Origin of the sequence: Geobacter benzoatilyticus (genome assembly GCF_017338855.1) — a bacterium.
Classification (GTDB): Bacteria; Desulfobacterota; Desulfuromonadia; order Geobacterales; family Geobacteraceae; genus Geobacter; species Geobacter benzoatilyticus.
This window is the reverse complement of the sequence record NZ_CP071382.1, coordinates 760,363-777,294: the sequence shown is the minus strand read 5'-3', so window position 1 is coordinate 777,294 and position 16,932 is coordinate 760,363. Positions and strand designations below refer to the sequence as shown.

Here is a 16,932-nt window from a genome sequence, read left to right as displayed (position 1 = left end):
ATGGGCTGCCTTCAGTCGGGTTTCAAAATTCCGAATTTTTCCAGACGGTACTGGAGTGTCTTGTAGCTCATGCCCAGGAGCGGCGCAGCCTTTGCGATGACCCAGCCGGCCCGCTCCATGGCCTTGATTATCAGGTTCCTCTCCAGTTCGTCGAACTGGATCCCCTCCGGGGGGAGCTCGAAGGGGAGTCCGCCCGCCCGGGAGATTCCCTCGGAAATCTCTGCGGGCAGGTCCTCGGGCTGGATCAGGTCGCTCTCCGCCATGAGCGCCCCCCTTTCGATGACCGATTCCAGCTGACGCACGTTGCCGGGCCAGCTGTAATCCATGATGAGCTTCAGGGCCGGTTTGGCGATTCCCCTGACGCTGCTCCCCCCCTGGCGGCCGTACTTCTTCACGAAGAAGTCGGCCAGGGCCGCGATGTCGCTCCCCCGTTCCCTCAAGGGAGGAAGGGTGATCCTGATCACGTTCAGTCGATAGTAGAGATCCTCCCGGAATCCTCCCCGCCTGATCTCCGCCTCCAGGTCCCGGTTGGTGGCGGATACGATCCGCACATCCACGGGGATGTTCACCTTTCCCCCCACTCTCCGGATTTCCTTCGTCTGGATGGCCCGCAGGAGCTTTGCCTGCATCGCCACGCTCATCTCTCCGATCTCGTCCAGGAAGACCGTGCCGCCGTTGGCCGCCTCGAAAATTCCCAGTTCACGGGAATCGGCGCCGGTAAAGGCCCCTTTCTCGTGGCCGAAGAGCTCGCTTTCCATGAGGTTCTCGGGGATGGCGGCGCAGTTGATGGCGAAAAAGGGTTTCTCCTTCCGGGGGCTCCCGTCGTGGATTGCCTTGGCCACCAGTTCCTTGCCGGTTCCCGACTCGCCGTAGATGAGGACCGTGGAGGCGGTGGGGGCGATCTTGCTGACGATCCGGAATACCTCGTGCATCTTCGGGTGTTCCCCGATGATGTTGGGGATGCCGCTGGTCTCTTTGATCCGTTTCTGGAGGACCCGGTTCTCGCGCAGGAGGTTCACCCGCTCGAATGCCCGGCGCAGGGTAAGGAAAAGGTTGTCCCGCTCAAGGGGCTTTTCCAGGTAATCGAAGGCCCCCTTCTTCATGGCCTCCACCGCCGAATCGACGGTGCCGTGGGCGGTCATCATGATGGCGCACTGGAGGGGATCCATCTCCAGGACCTTCTCCAGGAGCTCCATCCCCGACATTCCCTGCATCTTCAGGTCCGTGAGGATCAGGTCGAATTCGCTTTTTTCGAGTTCCCTGAGGGCTTCCCGCCCGCCGGGGGCCGCGGTCACGCGCAATCCTTCGCCTTCCAGGATTGTCTGGAGGATTTCCCGCTGTCCCCGTTCGTCGTCGACTATGAGAATGGTTCCGGTCATTGAAGTTTTCCTTGGTTCCTATGCGTCCGGCAGTTCAACCGTGAACGTCGTCCCCTTGCCGGCGGCGCTCGTCACGCTAATTTTCCCGCCGTGCTCCCGGATGATGCGTTCGGTAATGGCGAGCCCCAGGCCGATGCCGGCCTCCTTTGAGGTGTACCAGGGCTGGAAGATTTTCGGGAGGTCCTCCTCCCCGATACCGCAGCCTTCATCGCTGAAGGTCAGGTTAAAGCATTTCTGCTCCCGGTCGTAGGAGGCCCCGAGGGTTATGGCGCCCCCGTCGGGCATGGCCTGGGCAGCATTGGTGACAAAATTGGAAATACAGTTGCGGAGCATCTCGCCGTCGGCCCGCATGGGGGGAAGGTCATCCGGAAGGTCGGTGCGCACCGTGACCCGCTGCTCCGCAAGCTTCTCCCGGTGGAGCGGCAAGGTTTTTTCGATGAGTTCCGGGTAGGAGAGTTCCGTTATCCGCAGTTTCAGGGGGCGGCCGAAATTCATGAAGTTGACCACCATGTAGTTTGCCCGCCGCACCTCTTCCTTGATCTTATCGGCCAGGGGGATGAACTTTTGAGCTTTTTCGGGGCAGGCCACCGTAAATTCGCTCTTCAGGTGGTCAATGGCGAGGCTTATGTAGTTGAGGGGATTTCTGATTTCATGGGCGATTCCCGAGGCTAGCTGTCCCACCCGTGAGAGGTGCTCAGCCTCGTAGAGGCGTTTTTCCAGGATCTCCCGCTCCCGGAGCTTCTCCACCATCTCGTTGAAGTTTCGGGCCAGTTCGCCGATCTCATCCCCCTTTGCCGCCGGAAAGGTGACCGATAGGTCGCCGTCGGCCACCCGCCGGACACCGTCCGCCAGGTGATTGATGGGGGCGGTGTAGCGCTTGGCCAGGAAGATGGTGAGGGAGATGCCCAGGAGAAAGACCAGGGAGGTGGCCACCATCCGGTTGATGAAATTCTCGTGCTGGATGGTGCGGACGTTGTCGAGGATGAGGTCGATCTGCACATACCCCAACTGCTCGTCGCCGACAATGACCGGAACCAGCAGGTCATAGTCCCGGATTCGCGCGCCGTTTTTGCCCTTTGCGCCGCCTGCGGTCCTGATCCCCGTTTCAAGCTGCCTGATTTCGCGCTTTTTCCCGATCCGGGCCGGATCGGAGGAGTCGATGACCTCCCCCTCGTTGCTGAGGATGGTTATCTCCTTGACTCCCTTGACCTTCGCCTCTTTCATATATTCCTTGAGGCGCGCACGATCCGGCTCGTACTCGGAGGTAAGGTCCTCGATGCTCATCTGGAGAGCCTTGGTCACCATGGTGGAGCTGGCCTGGATCTCTTCCACCATTTCGTTCTGGCTGTACTGGTTCAGGAGAAAGAGGGTGAGGATGGCGATAACCAGAAGAGACAGCATGATCATTACCAGCCGGGTATTGAGCGTCATGGATGGCTCCTGGTTGAACTGCGTGAAATATCGCGGAAGTATACCCCAGTAGCAGCGGTGGAGACAAGATAAGTATATCCAGCGCATTCCCCCGGCGTACTGATTCTGCTATCATGATGTTTTGAATTCCGAAAGGCTTGCCTGAAGCACCGGAGAGGGAGGCGCCAGATGCATGAGATGTCCATAACCCAAAGCGTGGTGGAAATATGCGAGAAGAGCGCGGAGGGGCGGCGGGTGCTGTCGGTGACGCTGGAGATCGGCGACCTCTCCGGCGTCGTGGCCGAGGCCGTGGAGTTCTGCTTCGAAGCCTGCACGCGGGATACCCTCCTGGAGGGGGCCCGGCTCGTCATCGAACAGGTGTCCGGCCGGGGAGAATGCACCACCTGCGGGAAGGGGTTTCCGGTTCGCGGCTACTTCGATCCCTGCCCCGCCTGCGGCGCCTACGGCATAAGAGTCGTGTCGGGTGAGGAGCTGCGGGTGAAGGAACTGGAGGTGGAGTAGCGAGGATTGCCGAACTGTCGTGCCAAGATCAATCCGAGGCGGTCTGCCATTAACTGAAACATCCCACCTGAAACATCCCACCAATTCCCAGATCAACAACTTCCCTGAAATATTCATGAGTTTTTGCCGAGCAGCGGGAAATGATTCCTGCTCGCTCCTTGAAGCACGGCAAACCAGGTCCGTGACTAAGAAAGCCAAACAGGGTGTTCATTTAAATTCAATATGAAATCCGGTGCTTGGAAAGAAGTCCCAGGGTAATTGCTGGTTTTATCAAATAAAATTAAAGTCAGGTTTATTTAAGCCGATAATAATTTTGTACTGATAATAATTAGAATTTATATGGTTTGGCTGAATTCTAAGTGCATTTGGACTCGGTGCGTGATCCCGGTTGTTTTAATGCAACTATCTGGTTCCGGAAGGTTTAATTTTTAATTGAGTATTGGAGAAGATAGTGCGGCAATACACCATTTGGGCCAGGCACATTCTGTTGGTTGGCGTAGTAATGATCTGCTCTGCATTGATGTCGGGCTGTGCCGGCTCAAAAAATTTGCATTCATCAATTTCTGATAAAGAGATGGCACAGATTACCTCCATGCTTCCACAGATAAAGAAGGGGAGTGTAGTCGACGATAAAGTGCAGAACGGTATCGAGTCGCTTCTTGCCCAACATTATCAAGACGCTTTGCAGTCATTCAGTGTTGCTTTGCGCTACGAGCCGCAAAACTCTTATTTGCAGTTTTTAAACGGGCTTTCATACCATCTTGTGGCAGAGAGCGGAGATGTCACCAAGTTGGAGTTTGCCAGAATTGGCTATCAGCTGGCGCTCAAGTTTGACAAGAACAACTGGCTGGCAGCAAAACAACTGGCGCGATTGTATCTTAAAAACAACAATTATCAGATGGCACAGGAATATTTTGCCTATGCCCTTCTTTATGAGCCTGAAGATTTTCAATCGCTCTATGGATTGGCGCAGGCATCTTACTTCGCCCTGGACCTTGAGACGGCACTGGGTTCCATCAAAATGGCCCGGCAACTTGCCCCCGATGACCGCAATATCCTGGCAGCAGCTGCAATGATTTCCGCGGCAGCAGGAATTTCGGATGAGGCCGGGGTGCAACTCGAACAATATAAAGAGGTTGAGCAAAACAAGGCCCGGATTGAGCATATTGCGGGACGGGTTCGCACCTGGTTGAAGATTAATGAAAAGGGGGAAACAGCTCCGGTTGAAAACACTCCGGCTCCGGAAAATGAAGAGCCGACTGTCGAGAGTGAAGCACCTGAAGACGTTGCCAAAACCGATTACACGGCAGATGAGGCTCAGGTCCAGACTCCTCGCATGGTAATTATCGATGTGGTGATGATCCGCACAGAAGAGGCGGAAAACACCTCAAAGGGGGTGAACCTCCTTGATGGCTTGGCGTTGCAGTTCAGTGACACGTTTCTGGGGTTCCAGAATACCTTTATCAAGGATTCGGTCGAGGGAACTACTAATACCCACCAGAGGATTGCTTCCACCACGCTATCGCTGGCAGATGTCAAATACAATCTGAATATTTTCGATATTGGGGAAGATAAGACAGAGGTCCTTGCCCGTCCCACCCTGGTGGCTCTCGATGGCCAGAAATCGACATTTTTTTCCGGTTCTCAACTCGCCGTAGCCGTAGCTGGCAACTATGCCGGTGGTGAACTTGAGAAGATCGATGTCGGCCTCAGGCTGGAAGTCACTCCAAAGTTCGTCGACAACGACACCATCCTCATCGATGTGGCGGTGGGCCGAAATTTCACGGAGCCGGGGGTAGTGGGCAGTTTTAAGGAGAGCATGCGGATCTCTAAAAATGAAGTTACTGCCAGCGTGGCCTTGAAATACGGGCAAACATTGATACTGAGCGGCCTGCGGGAGAAGCAGACTTCGGAGGTGAAGTCCGGGGTTCCGGTGCTTCGTGACCTGCCGCTGATACAGTATCTATTTTCCAACGAAATCACCAGCGACTTTCACAAATCCATCATTACCATCATTACTCCACGTCCGGTAACCCCGGGTGTTTACGTCTCTTCGTCTCCCGCAGATGCCAAATCAACTGCACCGGGAAAAACTGAAGAGCGACCGTACTTCGATGAATTGCGTAAATCTTCAACGACGCTTCTCTCGGTCGATGACAATCTCCGGCAAGTTCTGAGACATCTCAGCAAGCATCGCTCTGTCAGGGAATTCAGGGAAACTGACCTGTTCGACAATGTTTGGTATGGCAGCAGAGGTGATATCGGAAGCATTATCAAAAATGTAATGACATTTATGTACTACTGATTTGATGCTTTTAGCATTTCTATGAAGCCCAATCCAATGCAAAGGAGTTGACTATGGCAAAAAAATTGTTGGCAACTTGCTGTTTGACGGGATTGTTACTGGTGATGATGGTTTTAGCGCCGTTTGCCCACGCAGAAGATCCACCCTTTATAAAGTCTTCAACTGCATTTTATAATGAAGCGGACACGTTCAGAGTCGAGTCAAACCTGTTGATCGACAACACTCAGGAAGTCGATACATTTTTGCTTAATTTCGAAAATGCTCTGGCAGTGCCGCACAATGTTGCAACAGCTCTGAAGCAGTTGAACAACACCCTGGCGGTGGTCAAGCAGGCTATAGTTGTTGCCAAGCAGGTTCCCCAGACAAGGGACAAGGCACAGAAGCTGGAAAAGAATCTGGATTCGATCAAGCAACCCGTAGCAAACGCTGCGGAAAAAGCTGCGGAAGTTGATCGAAACGTCGAACCGGTACGGAATGCGGCCAGCAAGGCTACCGCAGCCGTTGAAACAACTTTGGAGAATGAGACGGCACTAAGGGCTTTTGCCGTAACCTACCTGGACCTGGTTGAGAAACTCTCTGAATGCGCTGATACGAAGCCGGCCCTTGAACAACCGACAATAGGCATCCTGGATGGCTCGACAAAATCGTTCAAGAAGATTGATCAAGGAATCAAGCCGGTTAACCAGGCCTATGCCACAACCGTTGCCGCTCCGGAAAAAACCTTGAAGGCGGCTGCAACCAAGATTGAAGATAAAATCAAACAGCTTGAGCAACTTTTGAAATCTGTCAACGGATTGCAGAGCCAACTGAATCCCCTGGCCACTCCACTTGCCGAACTGAAAAAAGTCCTGGATCAGTCAGTAGGATTTTCCTTTGCGTACCCTTGCGGCACCAAAATGTGTTCCCAAAACACTCCGTATCCCTGCGGCGTCAAAATCTGCAAAAAATATGGCGTCAAATATCCTTGCGGCACAAAGATCTGCTATAAGGAAGTGCCATTCCCCTGCGGTGTCAATACCTGTTCCGAAAATGTTTCGATTTCGGTCGGCACCGTCATTAATGGTGCTGATGCCGTCGAACAAAAGATTGAATCCCTGTTGAGTTCAACCGCATGGGAAGCATTGAAAGTCGTTGGCGTGAAGAAATATGTTGATGAACTGCAGAGTAAGGCCAACTCTCTTGTCAATCCGGTACTAAGGAAATTCAATCTGGATATTTCCACCACCTTGCCAAGCCTGGATGTATCTATCGATCCCTCAAGCCTGACCACTGCTACCCAGCAACTTACCCATCTTGCCGATGCGCTTGCCCAGATCGGCAAAAAAATCGATATGAACAATGCTGATTTTGCTCCCGAGATAAAAAATCTGAATTCGTTGCAAGGCGATATTACAGGCCTTTTGAAAACTTCCGGGTGCCAAGCTGCTGCGCCCAAAGCCGCTCCGCTAATGCAGAAACGAATTATCTGGAGAAAGGGTAACGGCAAGTAATTACGTGACCCAAATCCCCCCTCCCGCAAGGGAGGGGGATAATCCAACCCGCCCTTGAATAGCCGTTAAAACCGTTTACAATTCCCCCCAGGTATCTTACAGTTTACCCCCCATCCCGCCCACTCTCCTTTATGAGGAACTGCCATGGAAACCCTCAAAAATACCCCCCTTTGCACCGAACACGAGAAGCTGAACGCCCTAATGGCCCCCTTCGGCGGCTGGAACATGCCGATCCAGTACGAGGGAATCATCGCCGAACACCGCTGGTGCCGGGAGCAGGCGGCCCTCTTCGACATCTGCCACATGGGGGAGTTTCTCTTCACGGGGGACATCGTCGCCTCGGGGCTCGAAGATGTCTTCACCTTCTCCGTTAAGTCGATCCCGGTGGGGCGCTCCCGCTACGGCTTCCTCCTGAACGAAAACGGCGGGGTCATCGACGACCTCATCGTCTTCCGCCTGGCCGATGACGAGGCCATGGTAGTGGTGAACGCCGCCACCATCGAGAAAGATTTCGCCGCCATCTCCGCCCGCCTCTCCGGCGGTGAGTTCCGCGACATCTCCGCCGCCACCGGCAAGCTGGACCTCCAGGGGCCCCTCTCCCGGGACGTGCTCTCCGGCGTCATCGGGCCGGATATCGCCGCCATCCCTTACTTCAAGTTCATCCGGACCAAGGTTCTCGGCGCCGACGCCATCGTGAGCCGCACCGGCTACACCGGCGAGCTGGGGTACGAGATTTTCCTCCCGGCGGAAAAGAGCGCGGAGCTATGGGCAAGGCTCCTCGCCGACGAGCGGGTGAAGCCCGCCGGTCTCGGCGCCCGGGATGTGCTCCGGCTGGAGATGGGGTACAGCCTCTACGGGAGCGACATCGACGAGGCCACCACCCCCCTTGAGGCGGGGCTGGAGGCCTTCGTGAACTTCGACAAGGCGTTCGTGGGAAAAGAGGCGCTCCTGAAACAGCGGGCCGAAGGGGTGAAGCGGCTCAAGGTGTCCTTCGACGTGACCTCCCGCCGCTCGCCGCGCCATGACTACGCAATCCATTTCGAGGGTGAGCGGGTCGGCACCGTAACCAGCGGCGTCTTTTCCCCAATGCTCGGCTGTGGCATCGGCATGGGGTACGTGAATCCTTCCGTGGCCACCCTTGGCGCTCCTCTCACCATAACTCACGAGAAGGTGAGCATGGAGGCCACGGTGGTGGATCTGCCGTTCTACCGGGGCGGTTCGCTGCGTTCGTAGGGGCGCTGCTTGCTGCGCCCTGAATGCCTATGTACCCCCTGCCAAAATGGGCGGAGCAAGCGCCACCCCTACAGCTATTTTATTCCCATTAAACGATAAGGAGGATTGTCATGGAAATTTATTTCACCAAAGAGCACGAGTGGGTCAAGGTCAAGGACGGGGTTGCGTCGGTGGGGATCACCGAGCATGCGGCCCACCAGTTGGGAGATGTGACCTTCGTGGAGCTGCCAAAGGTGGGAAAGACCGTGAAACAGTTCGAGGTCCTGGCGGCCATCGAGTCGGTTAAAGCGGCCAGCGACATCTACTCCCCGGTTTCCGGGAAGGTGACCCAGGTGAACGAGGCCCTGGAGGAGCGCCCCGAGATCGTCAACGAGGCGGCCGAGGATGCCGGTTGGATGGCTATTCTTGAAATGGCCGACCCGGCCGAGCTCCAGAAGCTCATGACCCGTGACCAGTATGATGATTACCTGGGGAGCCTCGCATGAGCACCCCCGGTTACTGTCCCAACACACCGGAGGAGGTGCGGGGGATGCTGGCGGCCATGGGGGCGTCGAGCATCGATGATCTGTTCCGGCCGATTCCGGCCGGGCTGCGGGCCAGATCCTTCGAACTTCCGGCGGGGATGTCCGAGTTCGAGATGCTCCATCGTTTCGAGCACCTGGCCGGGAATAACGCCCAGCATCTTTCCCACTTCGTTGGCGGGGGGTACTACGACCACCTGATTCCGGCGGTGGTGGACCATCTTTCGGGGCGTGCCGAATTCTACACCGCCTACACCCCCTACCAGCCCGAGTGCTCCCAGGGGACCCTCCAGGCCCTTTTCGAGTACCAGACCGCCATCTGCCGCATTACGGGAATGGATGTCGCCAATGCTTCCCTCTATGATGGCGGCACGGCCCTGGCCGAGGCGGCCATGATGGCCCTGCGGATCACGGGGAGAAACCGCCTCATTATCGACGGGGCCGTGAACCCCTTCCACCGGGAGATTGTCCGCACCTACCTGGCAAACCTGGATGTGGAGCTGGTGGAGATCGGGCCGAAACTCGGCATGGAGGACGACCTGCGCATCCGTGCCGCCATCGACGACGCCACTGCCGCGGTCCTCGTCCAGAATCCCAATTTCTTCGGGAGCGTCAGCGACTTCCGCAAGCTGGCCGCCGACACCCACGCCGCCGGGGCGCTCCTGATTGTTTCCGCGTATCCGGTGGCCCTGGGGCTCGTGGAGAGTCCCGGCGCCATGGGGGCCGACATCGTGGTGGGCGACGGCCAGAGCCTCGGCAATCCCCTTTCCTTCGGGGGGCCGTCTTTCGGCTTCATCGCCAGCCGCAAGGAGTACATCCGCAATCTGCCGGGCCGTATCATCGGTGAAACCGTGGATGGGAACGGCCAACGGGGCTTCGTCCTCACCCTCCAGGCCCGGGAGCAGCACATCAAGCGCCACAAGGCCACTTCCAACATCTGCAGCAACCAGAGCCTCTGCGCCCTGCGGGGCCTCATCTTCCTCTCCTCCCTGGGAAAAGAGGGATTTGCGGAGCTGGCGCGCCTCAACTACGACAAGGCCGAGTACGCGAAGAAGGTGCTCGGCAACCTCGCCGGGGTCGAAGTGATGAACGGCGGCGCCACCTTCAACGAGTTTACTGTCTGCCTCCCCAAGATTGCCGAGGAGGTGGTCACCAATCTCCTCCGCAAGGGGATTGCGGCCGGAGTGCCCCTGAGCCCCTACTATCCGGAGATGGAGCGGTGCATGGTGGTAACGGTGACCGAGAAGCGGACAAGGGATGAGATCGACACCTTTGCCCGGCATCTGGAGGGTATCCTATGCAGCTGATTTTCGAAAAATCGGTTCCCGGCCGCCGGGGCGTGCGCCTTCCGGCAAGCGATGTCCCGGCTGCCCCGGAGCTACCCGCGGCACTCCGCCGACAGGAGGCGGCCGCCCTTCCCGAGGCGAGCGAACTGGATGTGGTGCGCCACTTCACGAACCTTTCGCGCCGCAACTTCTCGGTGGATACCAATTTCTATCCCCTGGGCTCCTGCACCATGAAGTACAACGCCAAGGCCCTGGAGGAGGCGGCAAAGCTTTTTGCCCCCTACCACCCCATGGTGCCGCTCCTTCCCCATGGGGCTTCCTTCAGCCAGGGGTGCCTGGGGCTCGCCTACGAACTGGGGGCGGCCCTGGCGGAGATCACCGGCATGGACGAGGTGACCACCCAGCCCCTGGCCGGCGCCCACGGCGAGATGACCGGCATCATGCTCATCGCCGCCTACCACGAGGCAAAGGGGAACAAGAAGAAGTACGTGGTGGTCCCCGACTCCTCCCACGGCACCAACCCCGCTTCCGCCGCCATGGTGGGGTACGAGATCATCACCGTGCCGACGGCTCCCTACGGCGACATGGACCTGGATAAATTCCGCGAGGTGATGACCGACGAGGTGGCGGCGGTCATGATGACCTGCCCCAACACCCTGGGGCTTTTCAACCCGCACATCCAGGAGATCTGCGACATTGCCCACGACCACGATGCCCTCATGTACTACGACGGTGCCAACCTGAACGCCATCCTCGGCAAGGTCCGCCCAGGCGACGTGGGGTTCGACGTGATTCACGTGAACCTCCACAAGACCTTCGGCACCCCCCACGGCGGGGGCGGCCCCGGCAGCGGCCCCGTGGGGGTCAAGAAGCAGCTGGTCCCCTTCCTCCCGGTCCCGCGGATTGTGAAATACGACGACGGCTGCTACGGGATCGACGCCCCGGCCCACGGGACCATCGGCCGCCTTGCCGGTTTCTTCGGCAACTTCGGGATCATGGCCAGGGCCTTTGCCTACATCACCATGCTCGGCCGCGACGGCCTCATCCAGGTGAGCGAGCAGGCGGTGCTGAACGCCAACTATGTGATGCATCGCCTGAAGGACGTCTATGACCTTCCCTATGATCAGACCTGCATGCACGAGTGCGTCTTTTCGGCGGCCCGGCAGGTGAAAAACGGCGTCCACGCCATTGACATCGCCAAGTTTCTCATCGACCGGGGCTATCATCCCCCCACGGTCTACTTCCCCCTCATCGTCAAGGAGGCCATCATGATCGAGCCTACCGAGACTGAGAGCAAGGAGACCCTGGACGCCTTCATCGCCGTAATGCGTGAGGCGGCGGAGCTTGCCGAAACCGATCCGGCGGCCTTCGCCGAGATGCCCGGGACCATGCCGGTCACCCGCCTCGACGAGACCAAGGCGGCCCGGGAGCAGAATGTCTGCTATTTCGGCTGCTGATGTTACCGGGGGCCAGGGGCCCTGGCGTCTCGTGGATACCGGCCCCCTGGACGGCCCCGCCAATATGGCGGTGGACGAGTCGCTTCTCCGGCATTTTGATCCCGCCTCGTCTCTGCCGGTGCTCCGCCTTTACGGGTGGGAGCCACCGGCTTTTTCAGCGGGGCGTTTTCAGCGGCCGGAGGAGGCGTTGCTGCTCGACCGGTGCGCGGCCGCCGGCATTCCCGTTGTGCGGCGGATAACCGGCGGCGGGGTTATCTATCACGCTGCGGAGCTTACCTATGCCGTGGTCTGCGCCCCGCGCCACATTTCCGGCGCCCGGGGAGTCAAGGAAACGTTCCGGGCACTCACCGCCTTCCTGCTCCGTTTTTACGGCAACCTCGGCATAACGGCTTCCTGGGCCATGGATTCTCCGTTGGCTGGGGGGGGCTATGGCGTGCGAACGCCCATCTGCTTTGCCGGCAAAGAGGAGTACGACATCGTTGCCGGGGGGAGGAAGATCGGCGGCAATGCCCAGCGGCGGCTGAAGGATGCGATCTTTCAGCATGGCTCCATCCCGCTGAGCTGCGCGATTTCCGAGGCGCTGCCCTTTTTTCGCGAGCCCCCCGCCGGTCTTGTCGACGGGACCACGAGTCTCGCCCAGTTGGGAGTGACGGCAGACCCGGCTTGGCTGCGGGGGGAGCTTGCCCGCGCCTTCGGGGAAACCCTCGGCGTCGAACTCATCCCCTTGGCCCTCACGGCGGAGGAAGGGGCAACCGCCTCCGGTCTCGGCGCCGGGCGTTATGGCGGGGATGCCTGGAATCTGCACGGAGAAACGCCATGAACATCGCCCGCAAGCCCGAGTGGCTGCAAAAGAGGATAAACCCGGCGGCCCACGCAGCCATGGAGGGGCTTCTGGGGGAGTTGCATCTTCACACGGTTTGCCAGGAGGCCCGCTGCCCCAATATTACAGAATGCTTCCGGGAGCGGCAGGCAACCTTTCTCATCCTGGGGGCCGACTGCACCCGTCTCTGCTCTTTCTGCAACGTTACCAAGCGGACGCCGCTCCCCCCCGACTCCACTGAGCCGGCCCGGGTGGCGGAGGCGGTTTTTCGCCTCGGTCTCTCCCACGTGGTAATAACGAGTCCCACCCGGGATGATCTCCCCGACGGCGGCGCCGGCCATTATGCCGAAACCGTTGCCGCCATCCGGAGTGCTGCACCCGCCACGAAGGTGGAACTCCTCATCCCCGATTTTCTCGGCAGTAGCGAGAGTCTTGCCCGGGTCGTAGCCTCGGCGCCGGCCATAATCGGCCACAATGTGGAAACGGTGCCGCGCCTTTATGATATCCGCGCGGGGGGCGAATATGGCCGCTCCCTCCGGGTGCTTCGCATGCTTGGGGAGTTGGCGCCGGCCGTGCGCAGCAAGTCGGGAATCATGCTCGGCCTGGGCGAGACGGAGGACGAAGTGCTGACGGTTTTTGCCGACCTGCGAGCCGCCGGTTGTTCCTATCTCGGAATTGGCCAGTATCTTGCCCCCAGCAGACAGCACCATCCGGTCCGGGAATTCATCAGGCCCGAACTATTCGAAAAGTACCGGATTACGGCACTGTCCATGGGGTTTGCCCACGTGGAGAGCGGGCCATATGTGCGGAGTTCCTACCATGCAGCCCGTTATGACGGGGCGCCATAAACCTCGGCACGAAATGTGCTGAATCTCCGGCAGAACCCTTTGGTCCCCTTTGTCAGGGGGGAGACGGGGATGTGACGGATATTTGACTAATGGGGGTAGTTACGTGGTCTGCGCATGGTGGTGCTGGATAGTCCTGGGGGTTGCATTAATCGGAATCGAGCTTCTCTTCCCCTCGTTTACCATTGTCTGGTTCGGGTTTGGCGCCCTTATGGTCGGAGGGGGGGCGCTTCTTTGGGGAGGGGACTCTTTGCTGATGCAGGCTCTTGTCTGGGTTTTGATTTCGGTTTCCTGTTCCCTTTGCTGGCGCAGGTATCTGCGGCGCAGGTTGAGTCAGGGGGAAAATCGGGACCCCTCTTTACCCCCTTTTGAGGGATGCTCCTCGGTGGCAGACCTTGCCGTTCAGGTCGTCTCCCGCCAGGGGCATCTCCTCAGGGTTGTGACGCTTGCATCCGAAGCCAACAAACGCTTGAACGTCCTTACGACAAAGTGACGGGACGTTACCTAGCGGTTCCGGCGCTTTACACGTATTCACCCGGTGGTATGCTTGTGGAAAATCCAGGTTGCGGAGGATGCCATGAGCTACGGTGACGACAGAGTCTACAAAAAAGTGGAGATTATCGGGGTATCGAAGCGCGGGCTTGATGCGGCCATTCAGGCGGCGGTCACAAAGGCCCACAAAACGCTGCAGAAACTCTCCTGGTTCGAGGTCCAGGATATCCGCGGCCATGTGGGCGATGACGGTACCGTGACCGAGTACCAGGTGATATTGAAGGTGGCATTCGAGATTAAAGAGTAGGCAGATGCCGGACCAGGCAGTTCATTTAAACAAGTGAAAGGAAAAGTAAACATGGCACAGGCAAAAAAGGGTGACACCGTCAAGGTTCACTATACGGGCAAGCTTTCGTCCGGCGAGGTCTTTGATTCTTCCGAAGCAAACGGGAACACTCCCCTCGAGTTCACCATCGGCGAGGGTGACGTGATTGCAGGTTTCGAGGAAGCGGTTATCGGCATGAGTTCCGGCGAAGCCAAGACGGTGACGATTCCCGAGGACAAGGCTTACGGGCCGAGGATTGAAGGGCTTGTGGCCGAGGTGGAGCGGGAATATCTCCCCAAGGATGCCGAGCCCAAGCTGGGGCAGCAGTACGAGGTGACCCAGGATGACGGGCAGATTTTTAACGTGATGGTTACGGAGATGACCGACACTACGGTGACCCTCGACGCCAACCATCCGTTGGCCGGCCGAGACCTGATCTTCGAGATAAAGCTTGTGGAAATTGCCTGATCGCCCGGAGTTGCGTAAAAAGTGAAAAAGGGAAGCGGCCTTGAGCCTCTTCCCTTTTTTTATGACTGCTGATGGGTGCCGTAACCCCGAGAGTGCTTCAGTTCTCGGTCATGAAGTGCTGTTCGTACAAATCCTCAAGCTGTGTGAGGTGTTTTGCCTCGTCGGCCAGCATTTTCTGGAAGATGCCCGCCATGGGGGCGCCTGCACACCCTTCGGCCATACGCTTGTAAAAATCCATTGATCCCTTTTCGAGGTGAATGGCGTAGGCCAGGGCTTCACGGGTATCCGAGTTGGGGCTCAGCTCTTTCTTTGCCAGAACGTAGCCGAGGTTCATGGTCGAAATCGGCCTGTCGAGGGCTTCGGCTCCTTCCATCTCCCCTTCAAGGAGGGCCTGCTCCAGGCTCTGCTTATGTTCCAGTTCGTCCATGGCGGCTTCCTTGAGAATCTCGCGCGCCCCTTTGTTTTTTACCTTTTTTATGGCGGTCAGATAGTGCCGGAATCCTTCTTCCTCCATCTGGATAGCCATTTCCACGGCGGCTTCGAACGTGTAGCAGACCGCACCTTGTTCGCTCATGGTCCTCTTCCCTCCCCGTGTTTCGTTAAATGATTCTTTATTAACACACCCGCTCTTCAAGCACAAGGGTCTTGTATACGATACGGACTGGCAAAAGGGCGTGCGTGCGTTACACTTTGTTCAACTGACCGAGAGTGATGCGTTGCACGGAGGAGTTGCCATGAAAATTTTCCTTTCCGGTGGAACCGGTTTTGTCGGCGGACACCTGAGGCGTGCGCTCCTGGATGCCGGGCATACCGTCCGGCTCCTCGTCCATGGGCAGCATGAGGGTGTGGAGCAGGGGGTGGAGCAGGCCGAAGGGGATGTGACGAAGGTGGAGACTTTCGCAGGGGCCGTGGAGGGGTGTGACGCCACCATCAATCTGGTGGGTATCATCCGTGAGTTTCCCTCCAGGGGGGTCACTTTTGAGCGGCTCCATGTGGAGGCAACTAAAAACGTCCTGGAGGCTGCCCGGCTGGGGGGAGTCCGGCGCCACCTGCAGATGTCGGCCCTGGGCTCCCGGCCCAATGCCACTTCCCGGTATCACCAGACGAAATGGCGCGCCGAGGAGCAGGTGCGCAACTCGGGGCTCGATTGGACCATCTTCCGCCCGTCGATTATCTTCGGCCCTAAGGATGATTTCATCAACAAGCTGGCCGGCTACATCAGGTCATACCCGGCCGTTCCGGTCATAGGCGACGGGAGGTACCGGCTTCAGCCGGTGTCGGCCGACGACGTTGCCCGCTGTTTCACCCTCGCCCTGGAGAAGCCGGAGACTGTGGGGCAGGCCTATGAGCTCTGCGGCCCGGATTGCATCGTCTATAACGATTTGCTCGACATCATCGGCCGGGTGATCGGCAAGGGTCATGTGACGAAGATTCCCAATCCCCTGGGCATCATGAAACTGGTCGTGCCGGTCATGCAGGGCTTCTCTTCCTTTCCCATAACCATGGACCAGATTACGATGCTGGTGGAGGAGAATATCTGCACGAGTCCATGGCCACGGGTATTTGAAGTCGAGCCCGAACGGTTCGAGGCGGGAATTTCCAAATATCTGAGCCGCTGACCCGTTTGCCCCGTTACATGAAACCGGCGGAAATGAAACTTGTGAAGCGGCCGTCTCCGATGATGATGTGATCGAGAACCTTTATTCCCATGAGGTCACCCGCCTCCCGGAGGCGCCGGGTGATTTCCAGGTCTTCGCGGCTCGGAGCCGGGTCCCCAGTGGGGTGGTTGTGGACGAGAATCACCGCTGCCGCCGACTCCCGCACGGCCGGGTTGAAAACTTCCCTTGGATGGACGATGCTCTGGTTTAGGCTTCCTTCCGAAATCTGCACTTCCCGCATGATCCGGTTTTTCCCGTCCAGCAGAAGCACCATGAAGTACTCCTTGCGCCGGTCACGGAAGGCATAGTGGTAGTGGTTGTAAACCTGCTCGGGGGAGGTGAAGCGCTCGCTGCAGATCATGAGCCGCTCCGAATTGATGCGGGTTGCGATCTCCAGTGCCGCCTTGATGGAGGCCGCCTTGGCGGGGCCGGTTCCCTTGACGGCGCAGAGTTCTCCCACAGTCGCGCCGGCCAGGGTTCTGAGATCCCCGAATTCCTGGAGCAGGTCCCTGCCGAGGTCGATGGCGCTGCGCTTTGTGACCGTATCACCGGTACGGATTATAAGGGCCAGGAGTTCTGCGTCGGAAAGGGCGGGGCTTCCCCGTCTCACCAGTTTTTCCCTGGGACGCTCGTCCTCGGGCCACGACTTGATGCCGCCTGCCATGCTATGTATTCCTCCCTGCTGATTATTCCCGGTTCGGGAGCGGGAACTGTAACATGG

The 16,932-nt window shown here is 58.1% G+C and carries 16 protein-coding genes; 12 read left to right on the top strand and 4 right to left on the bottom strand.

Annotated elements, in window-relative coordinates; all coding sequences use genetic code 11:
• Nucleotides 1-11: 11 nt before the first annotated feature.
• Both JZM60_RS03690 and JZM60_RS03685 read right to left on the bottom strand, forming a co-directional pair.
• Nucleotides 12-1,379 carry a sigma-54-dependent transcriptional regulator gene (locus JZM60_RS03690; RefSeq protein ID WP_207164173.1) on the bottom strand — a complete coding sequence of 456 codons (1,368 nt, stop codon included), beginning with the start codon at nucleotides 1,377-1,379 and terminating at the stop codon, nucleotides 12-14.
• A gap of 18 nt (nucleotides 1,380-1,397) precedes the next feature.
• The gene (locus JZM60_RS03685) at nucleotides 1,398-2,810 is read right to left on the bottom strand and encodes a sensor histidine kinase (protein WP_207164172.1); all 1,413 of its coding nucleotides are present in this window, start codon (nucleotides 2,808-2,810) and stop codon (nucleotides 1,398-1,400) included.
• Nucleotides 2,811-2,978: 168 nt separating this feature from the next.
• On the opposite strand from JZM60_RS03685, the gene hypA reads away from it, so the two are divergent.
• From hypA to JZM60_RS03625, 11 genes are all read left to right on the top strand, one after another.
• Nucleotides 2,979-3,311 carry a hydrogenase maturation nickel metallochaperone HypA gene (gene hypA / locus JZM60_RS03680; RefSeq protein WP_207164171.1) on the top strand — a complete coding sequence of 111 codons (333 nt, stop codon included), beginning with the start codon at nucleotides 2,979-2,981 and terminating at the stop codon, nucleotides 3,309-3,311.
• Nucleotides 3,312-3,885: 574 nt separating this feature from the next.
• Nucleotides 3,886-5,616 (top strand): hypothetical protein, encoded by a 1,731-nt coding sequence (locus JZM60_RS03675; RefSeq protein WP_207164170.1) that lies wholly within the window; start codon nucleotides 3,886-3,888, stop codon nucleotides 5,614-5,616.
• A gap of 53 nt (nucleotides 5,617-5,669) precedes the next feature.
• On the top strand, nucleotides 5,670-7,106 hold the full coding sequence (locus tag JZM60_RS03670) for a hypothetical protein (protein ID WP_207164169.1): 1,437 nt from the start codon (nucleotides 5,670-5,672) through the stop codon (nucleotides 7,104-7,106).
• A 144-nt stretch (nucleotides 7,107-7,250) separates the two neighbouring features.
• Entirely contained in the window at nucleotides 7,251-8,339 is a 1,089-nt protein-coding gene (gene gcvT / locus JZM60_RS03665) for a glycine cleavage system aminomethyltransferase GcvT (RefSeq protein ID WP_207164168.1), read from the top strand.
• Nucleotides 8,340-8,449: 110 nt separating this feature from the next.
• Nucleotides 8,450-8,824, top strand: coding sequence for a glycine cleavage system protein GcvH (gcvH, locus tag JZM60_RS03660; RefSeq protein WP_207164167.1), 375 nt, complete (start codon nucleotides 8,450-8,452; stop codon nucleotides 8,822-8,824).
• Complete coding sequence (gene gcvPA / locus JZM60_RS03655) at nucleotides 8,821-10,167, top strand: aminomethyl-transferring glycine dehydrogenase subunit GcvPA (RefSeq protein ID WP_207164166.1); 1,347 nt, start codon at nucleotides 8,821-8,823, stop codon at nucleotides 10,165-10,167. The genes gcvH and gcvPA overlap by 4 nt, the downstream gene beginning before the upstream one ends.
• On the top strand, nucleotides 10,158-11,603 hold the full coding sequence (gcvPB, locus tag JZM60_RS03650; protein ID WP_207164165.1) for an aminomethyl-transferring glycine dehydrogenase subunit GcvPB: 1,446 nt from the start codon (nucleotides 10,158-10,160) through the stop codon (nucleotides 11,601-11,603). The genes gcvPA and gcvPB overlap by 10 nt, the downstream gene beginning before the upstream one ends.
• Nucleotides 11,581-12,423, top strand: a complete 843-nt coding sequence (locus JZM60_RS03645) for a lipoate--protein ligase family protein (RefSeq protein WP_207164164.1) — start codon at nucleotides 11,581-11,583, stop codon at nucleotides 12,421-12,423. The genes gcvPB and JZM60_RS03645 overlap by 23 nt, the downstream gene beginning before the upstream one ends.
• A complete protein-coding gene (gene lipA, locus JZM60_RS03640) occupies nucleotides 12,420-13,271 on the top strand; it encodes a lipoyl synthase (RefSeq protein ID WP_207164163.1) in 852 nt (283 codons plus the stop codon). The genes JZM60_RS03645 and lipA overlap by 4 nt, the downstream gene beginning before the upstream one ends.
• 574 nt (nucleotides 13,272-13,845) lie before the next feature.
• Complete coding sequence (locus tag JZM60_RS03630; RefSeq protein WP_207164161.1) at nucleotides 13,846-14,067, top strand: dodecin; 222 nt, start codon at nucleotides 13,846-13,848, stop codon at nucleotides 14,065-14,067.
• A 51-nt stretch (nucleotides 14,068-14,118) separates the two neighbouring features.
• Nucleotides 14,119-14,553, top strand: a complete 435-nt coding sequence (locus JZM60_RS03625) for an FKBP-type peptidyl-prolyl cis-trans isomerase (protein ID WP_207164160.1) — start codon at nucleotides 14,119-14,121, stop codon at nucleotides 14,551-14,553.
• 97 nt (nucleotides 14,554-14,650) lie between these two features.
• Here the strand turns inward: JZM60_RS03625 and JZM60_RS03620 are convergent, their stop codons facing one another.
• Nucleotides 14,651-15,127 carry a ferritin family protein gene (locus JZM60_RS03620; RefSeq protein ID WP_207164159.1) on the bottom strand — a complete coding sequence of 159 codons (477 nt, stop codon included), beginning with the start codon at nucleotides 15,125-15,127 and terminating at the stop codon, nucleotides 14,651-14,653.
• Nucleotides 15,128-15,287: 160 nt separating this feature from the next.
• On the opposite strand from JZM60_RS03620, the gene JZM60_RS03615 reads away from it, so the two are divergent.
• Nucleotides 15,288-16,172, top strand: coding sequence for a complex I NDUFA9 subunit family protein (locus JZM60_RS03615; protein ID WP_207164158.1), 885 nt, complete (start codon nucleotides 15,288-15,290; stop codon nucleotides 16,170-16,172).
• Between the two features lie 13 nt (nucleotides 16,173-16,185).
• Here JZM60_RS03615 and radC read toward each other — a convergent pair whose 3' ends face one another.
• Nucleotides 16,186-16,875, bottom strand: coding sequence for a RadC family protein (gene radC / locus JZM60_RS03610; protein WP_207164157.1), 690 nt, complete (start codon nucleotides 16,873-16,875; stop codon nucleotides 16,186-16,188).
• Between the last annotated feature and the right edge of the window lie 57 nt (nucleotides 16,876-16,932).

Bases quoted from the DNA above. Each gene is read 5' to 3' on its own strand.
- JZM60_RS03690 (WP_207164173.1), bottom strand. From the start codon at position 1,379: ATGACCGGAACCATTCTCATAGTCGACGACGAACGGGGACAGCGGGAA.
- JZM60_RS03685 (WP_207164172.1), bottom strand. From the start codon at position 2,810: ATGACGCTCAATACCCGGCTGGTAATGATCATGCTGTCTCTTCTGGTT.
- hypA (WP_207164171.1), top strand. From the start codon at position 2,979: ATGCATGAGATGTCCATAACCCAAAGCGTGGTGGAAATATGCGAGAAG.
- JZM60_RS03675 (WP_207164170.1), top strand. From the start codon at position 3,886: ATGGCACAGATTACCTCCATGCTTCCACAGATAAAGAAGGGGAGTGTA.
- JZM60_RS03670 (WP_207164169.1), top strand. From the start codon at position 5,670: ATGGCAAAAAAATTGTTGGCAACTTGCTGTTTGACGGGATTGTTACTG.
- gcvT (WP_207164168.1), top strand. From the start codon at position 7,251: ATGGAAACCCTCAAAAATACCCCCCTTTGCACCGAACACGAGAAGCTG.
- gcvH (WP_207164167.1), top strand. From the start codon at position 8,450: ATGGAAATTTATTTCACCAAAGAGCACGAGTGGGTCAAGGTCAAGGAC.
- gcvPA (WP_207164166.1), top strand. From the start codon at position 8,821: ATGAGCACCCCCGGTTACTGTCCCAACACACCGGAGGAGGTGCGGGGG.
- gcvPB (WP_207164165.1), top strand. From the start codon at position 10,158: ATGCAGCTGATTTTCGAAAAATCGGTTCCCGGCCGCCGGGGCGTGCGC.
- JZM60_RS03645 (WP_207164164.1), top strand. From the start codon at position 11,581: ATGTCTGCTATTTCGGCTGCTGATGTTACCGGGGGCCAGGGGCCCTGG.
- lipA (WP_207164163.1), top strand. From the start codon at position 12,420: ATGAACATCGCCCGCAAGCCCGAGTGGCTGCAAAAGAGGATAAACCCG.
- JZM60_RS03630 (WP_207164161.1), top strand. From the start codon at position 13,846: ATGAGCTACGGTGACGACAGAGTCTACAAAAAAGTGGAGATTATCGGG.
- JZM60_RS03625 (WP_207164160.1), top strand. From the start codon at position 14,119: ATGGCACAGGCAAAAAAGGGTGACACCGTCAAGGTTCACTATACGGGC.
- JZM60_RS03620 (WP_207164159.1), bottom strand. From the start codon at position 15,127: ATGAGCGAACAAGGTGCGGTCTGCTACACGTTCGAAGCCGCCGTGGAA.
- JZM60_RS03615 (WP_207164158.1), top strand. From the start codon at position 15,288: ATGAAAATTTTCCTTTCCGGTGGAACCGGTTTTGTCGGCGGACACCTG.
- radC (WP_207164157.1), bottom strand. From the start codon at position 16,875: ATGGCAGGCGGCATCAAGTCGTGGCCCGAGGACGAGCGTCCCAGGGAA.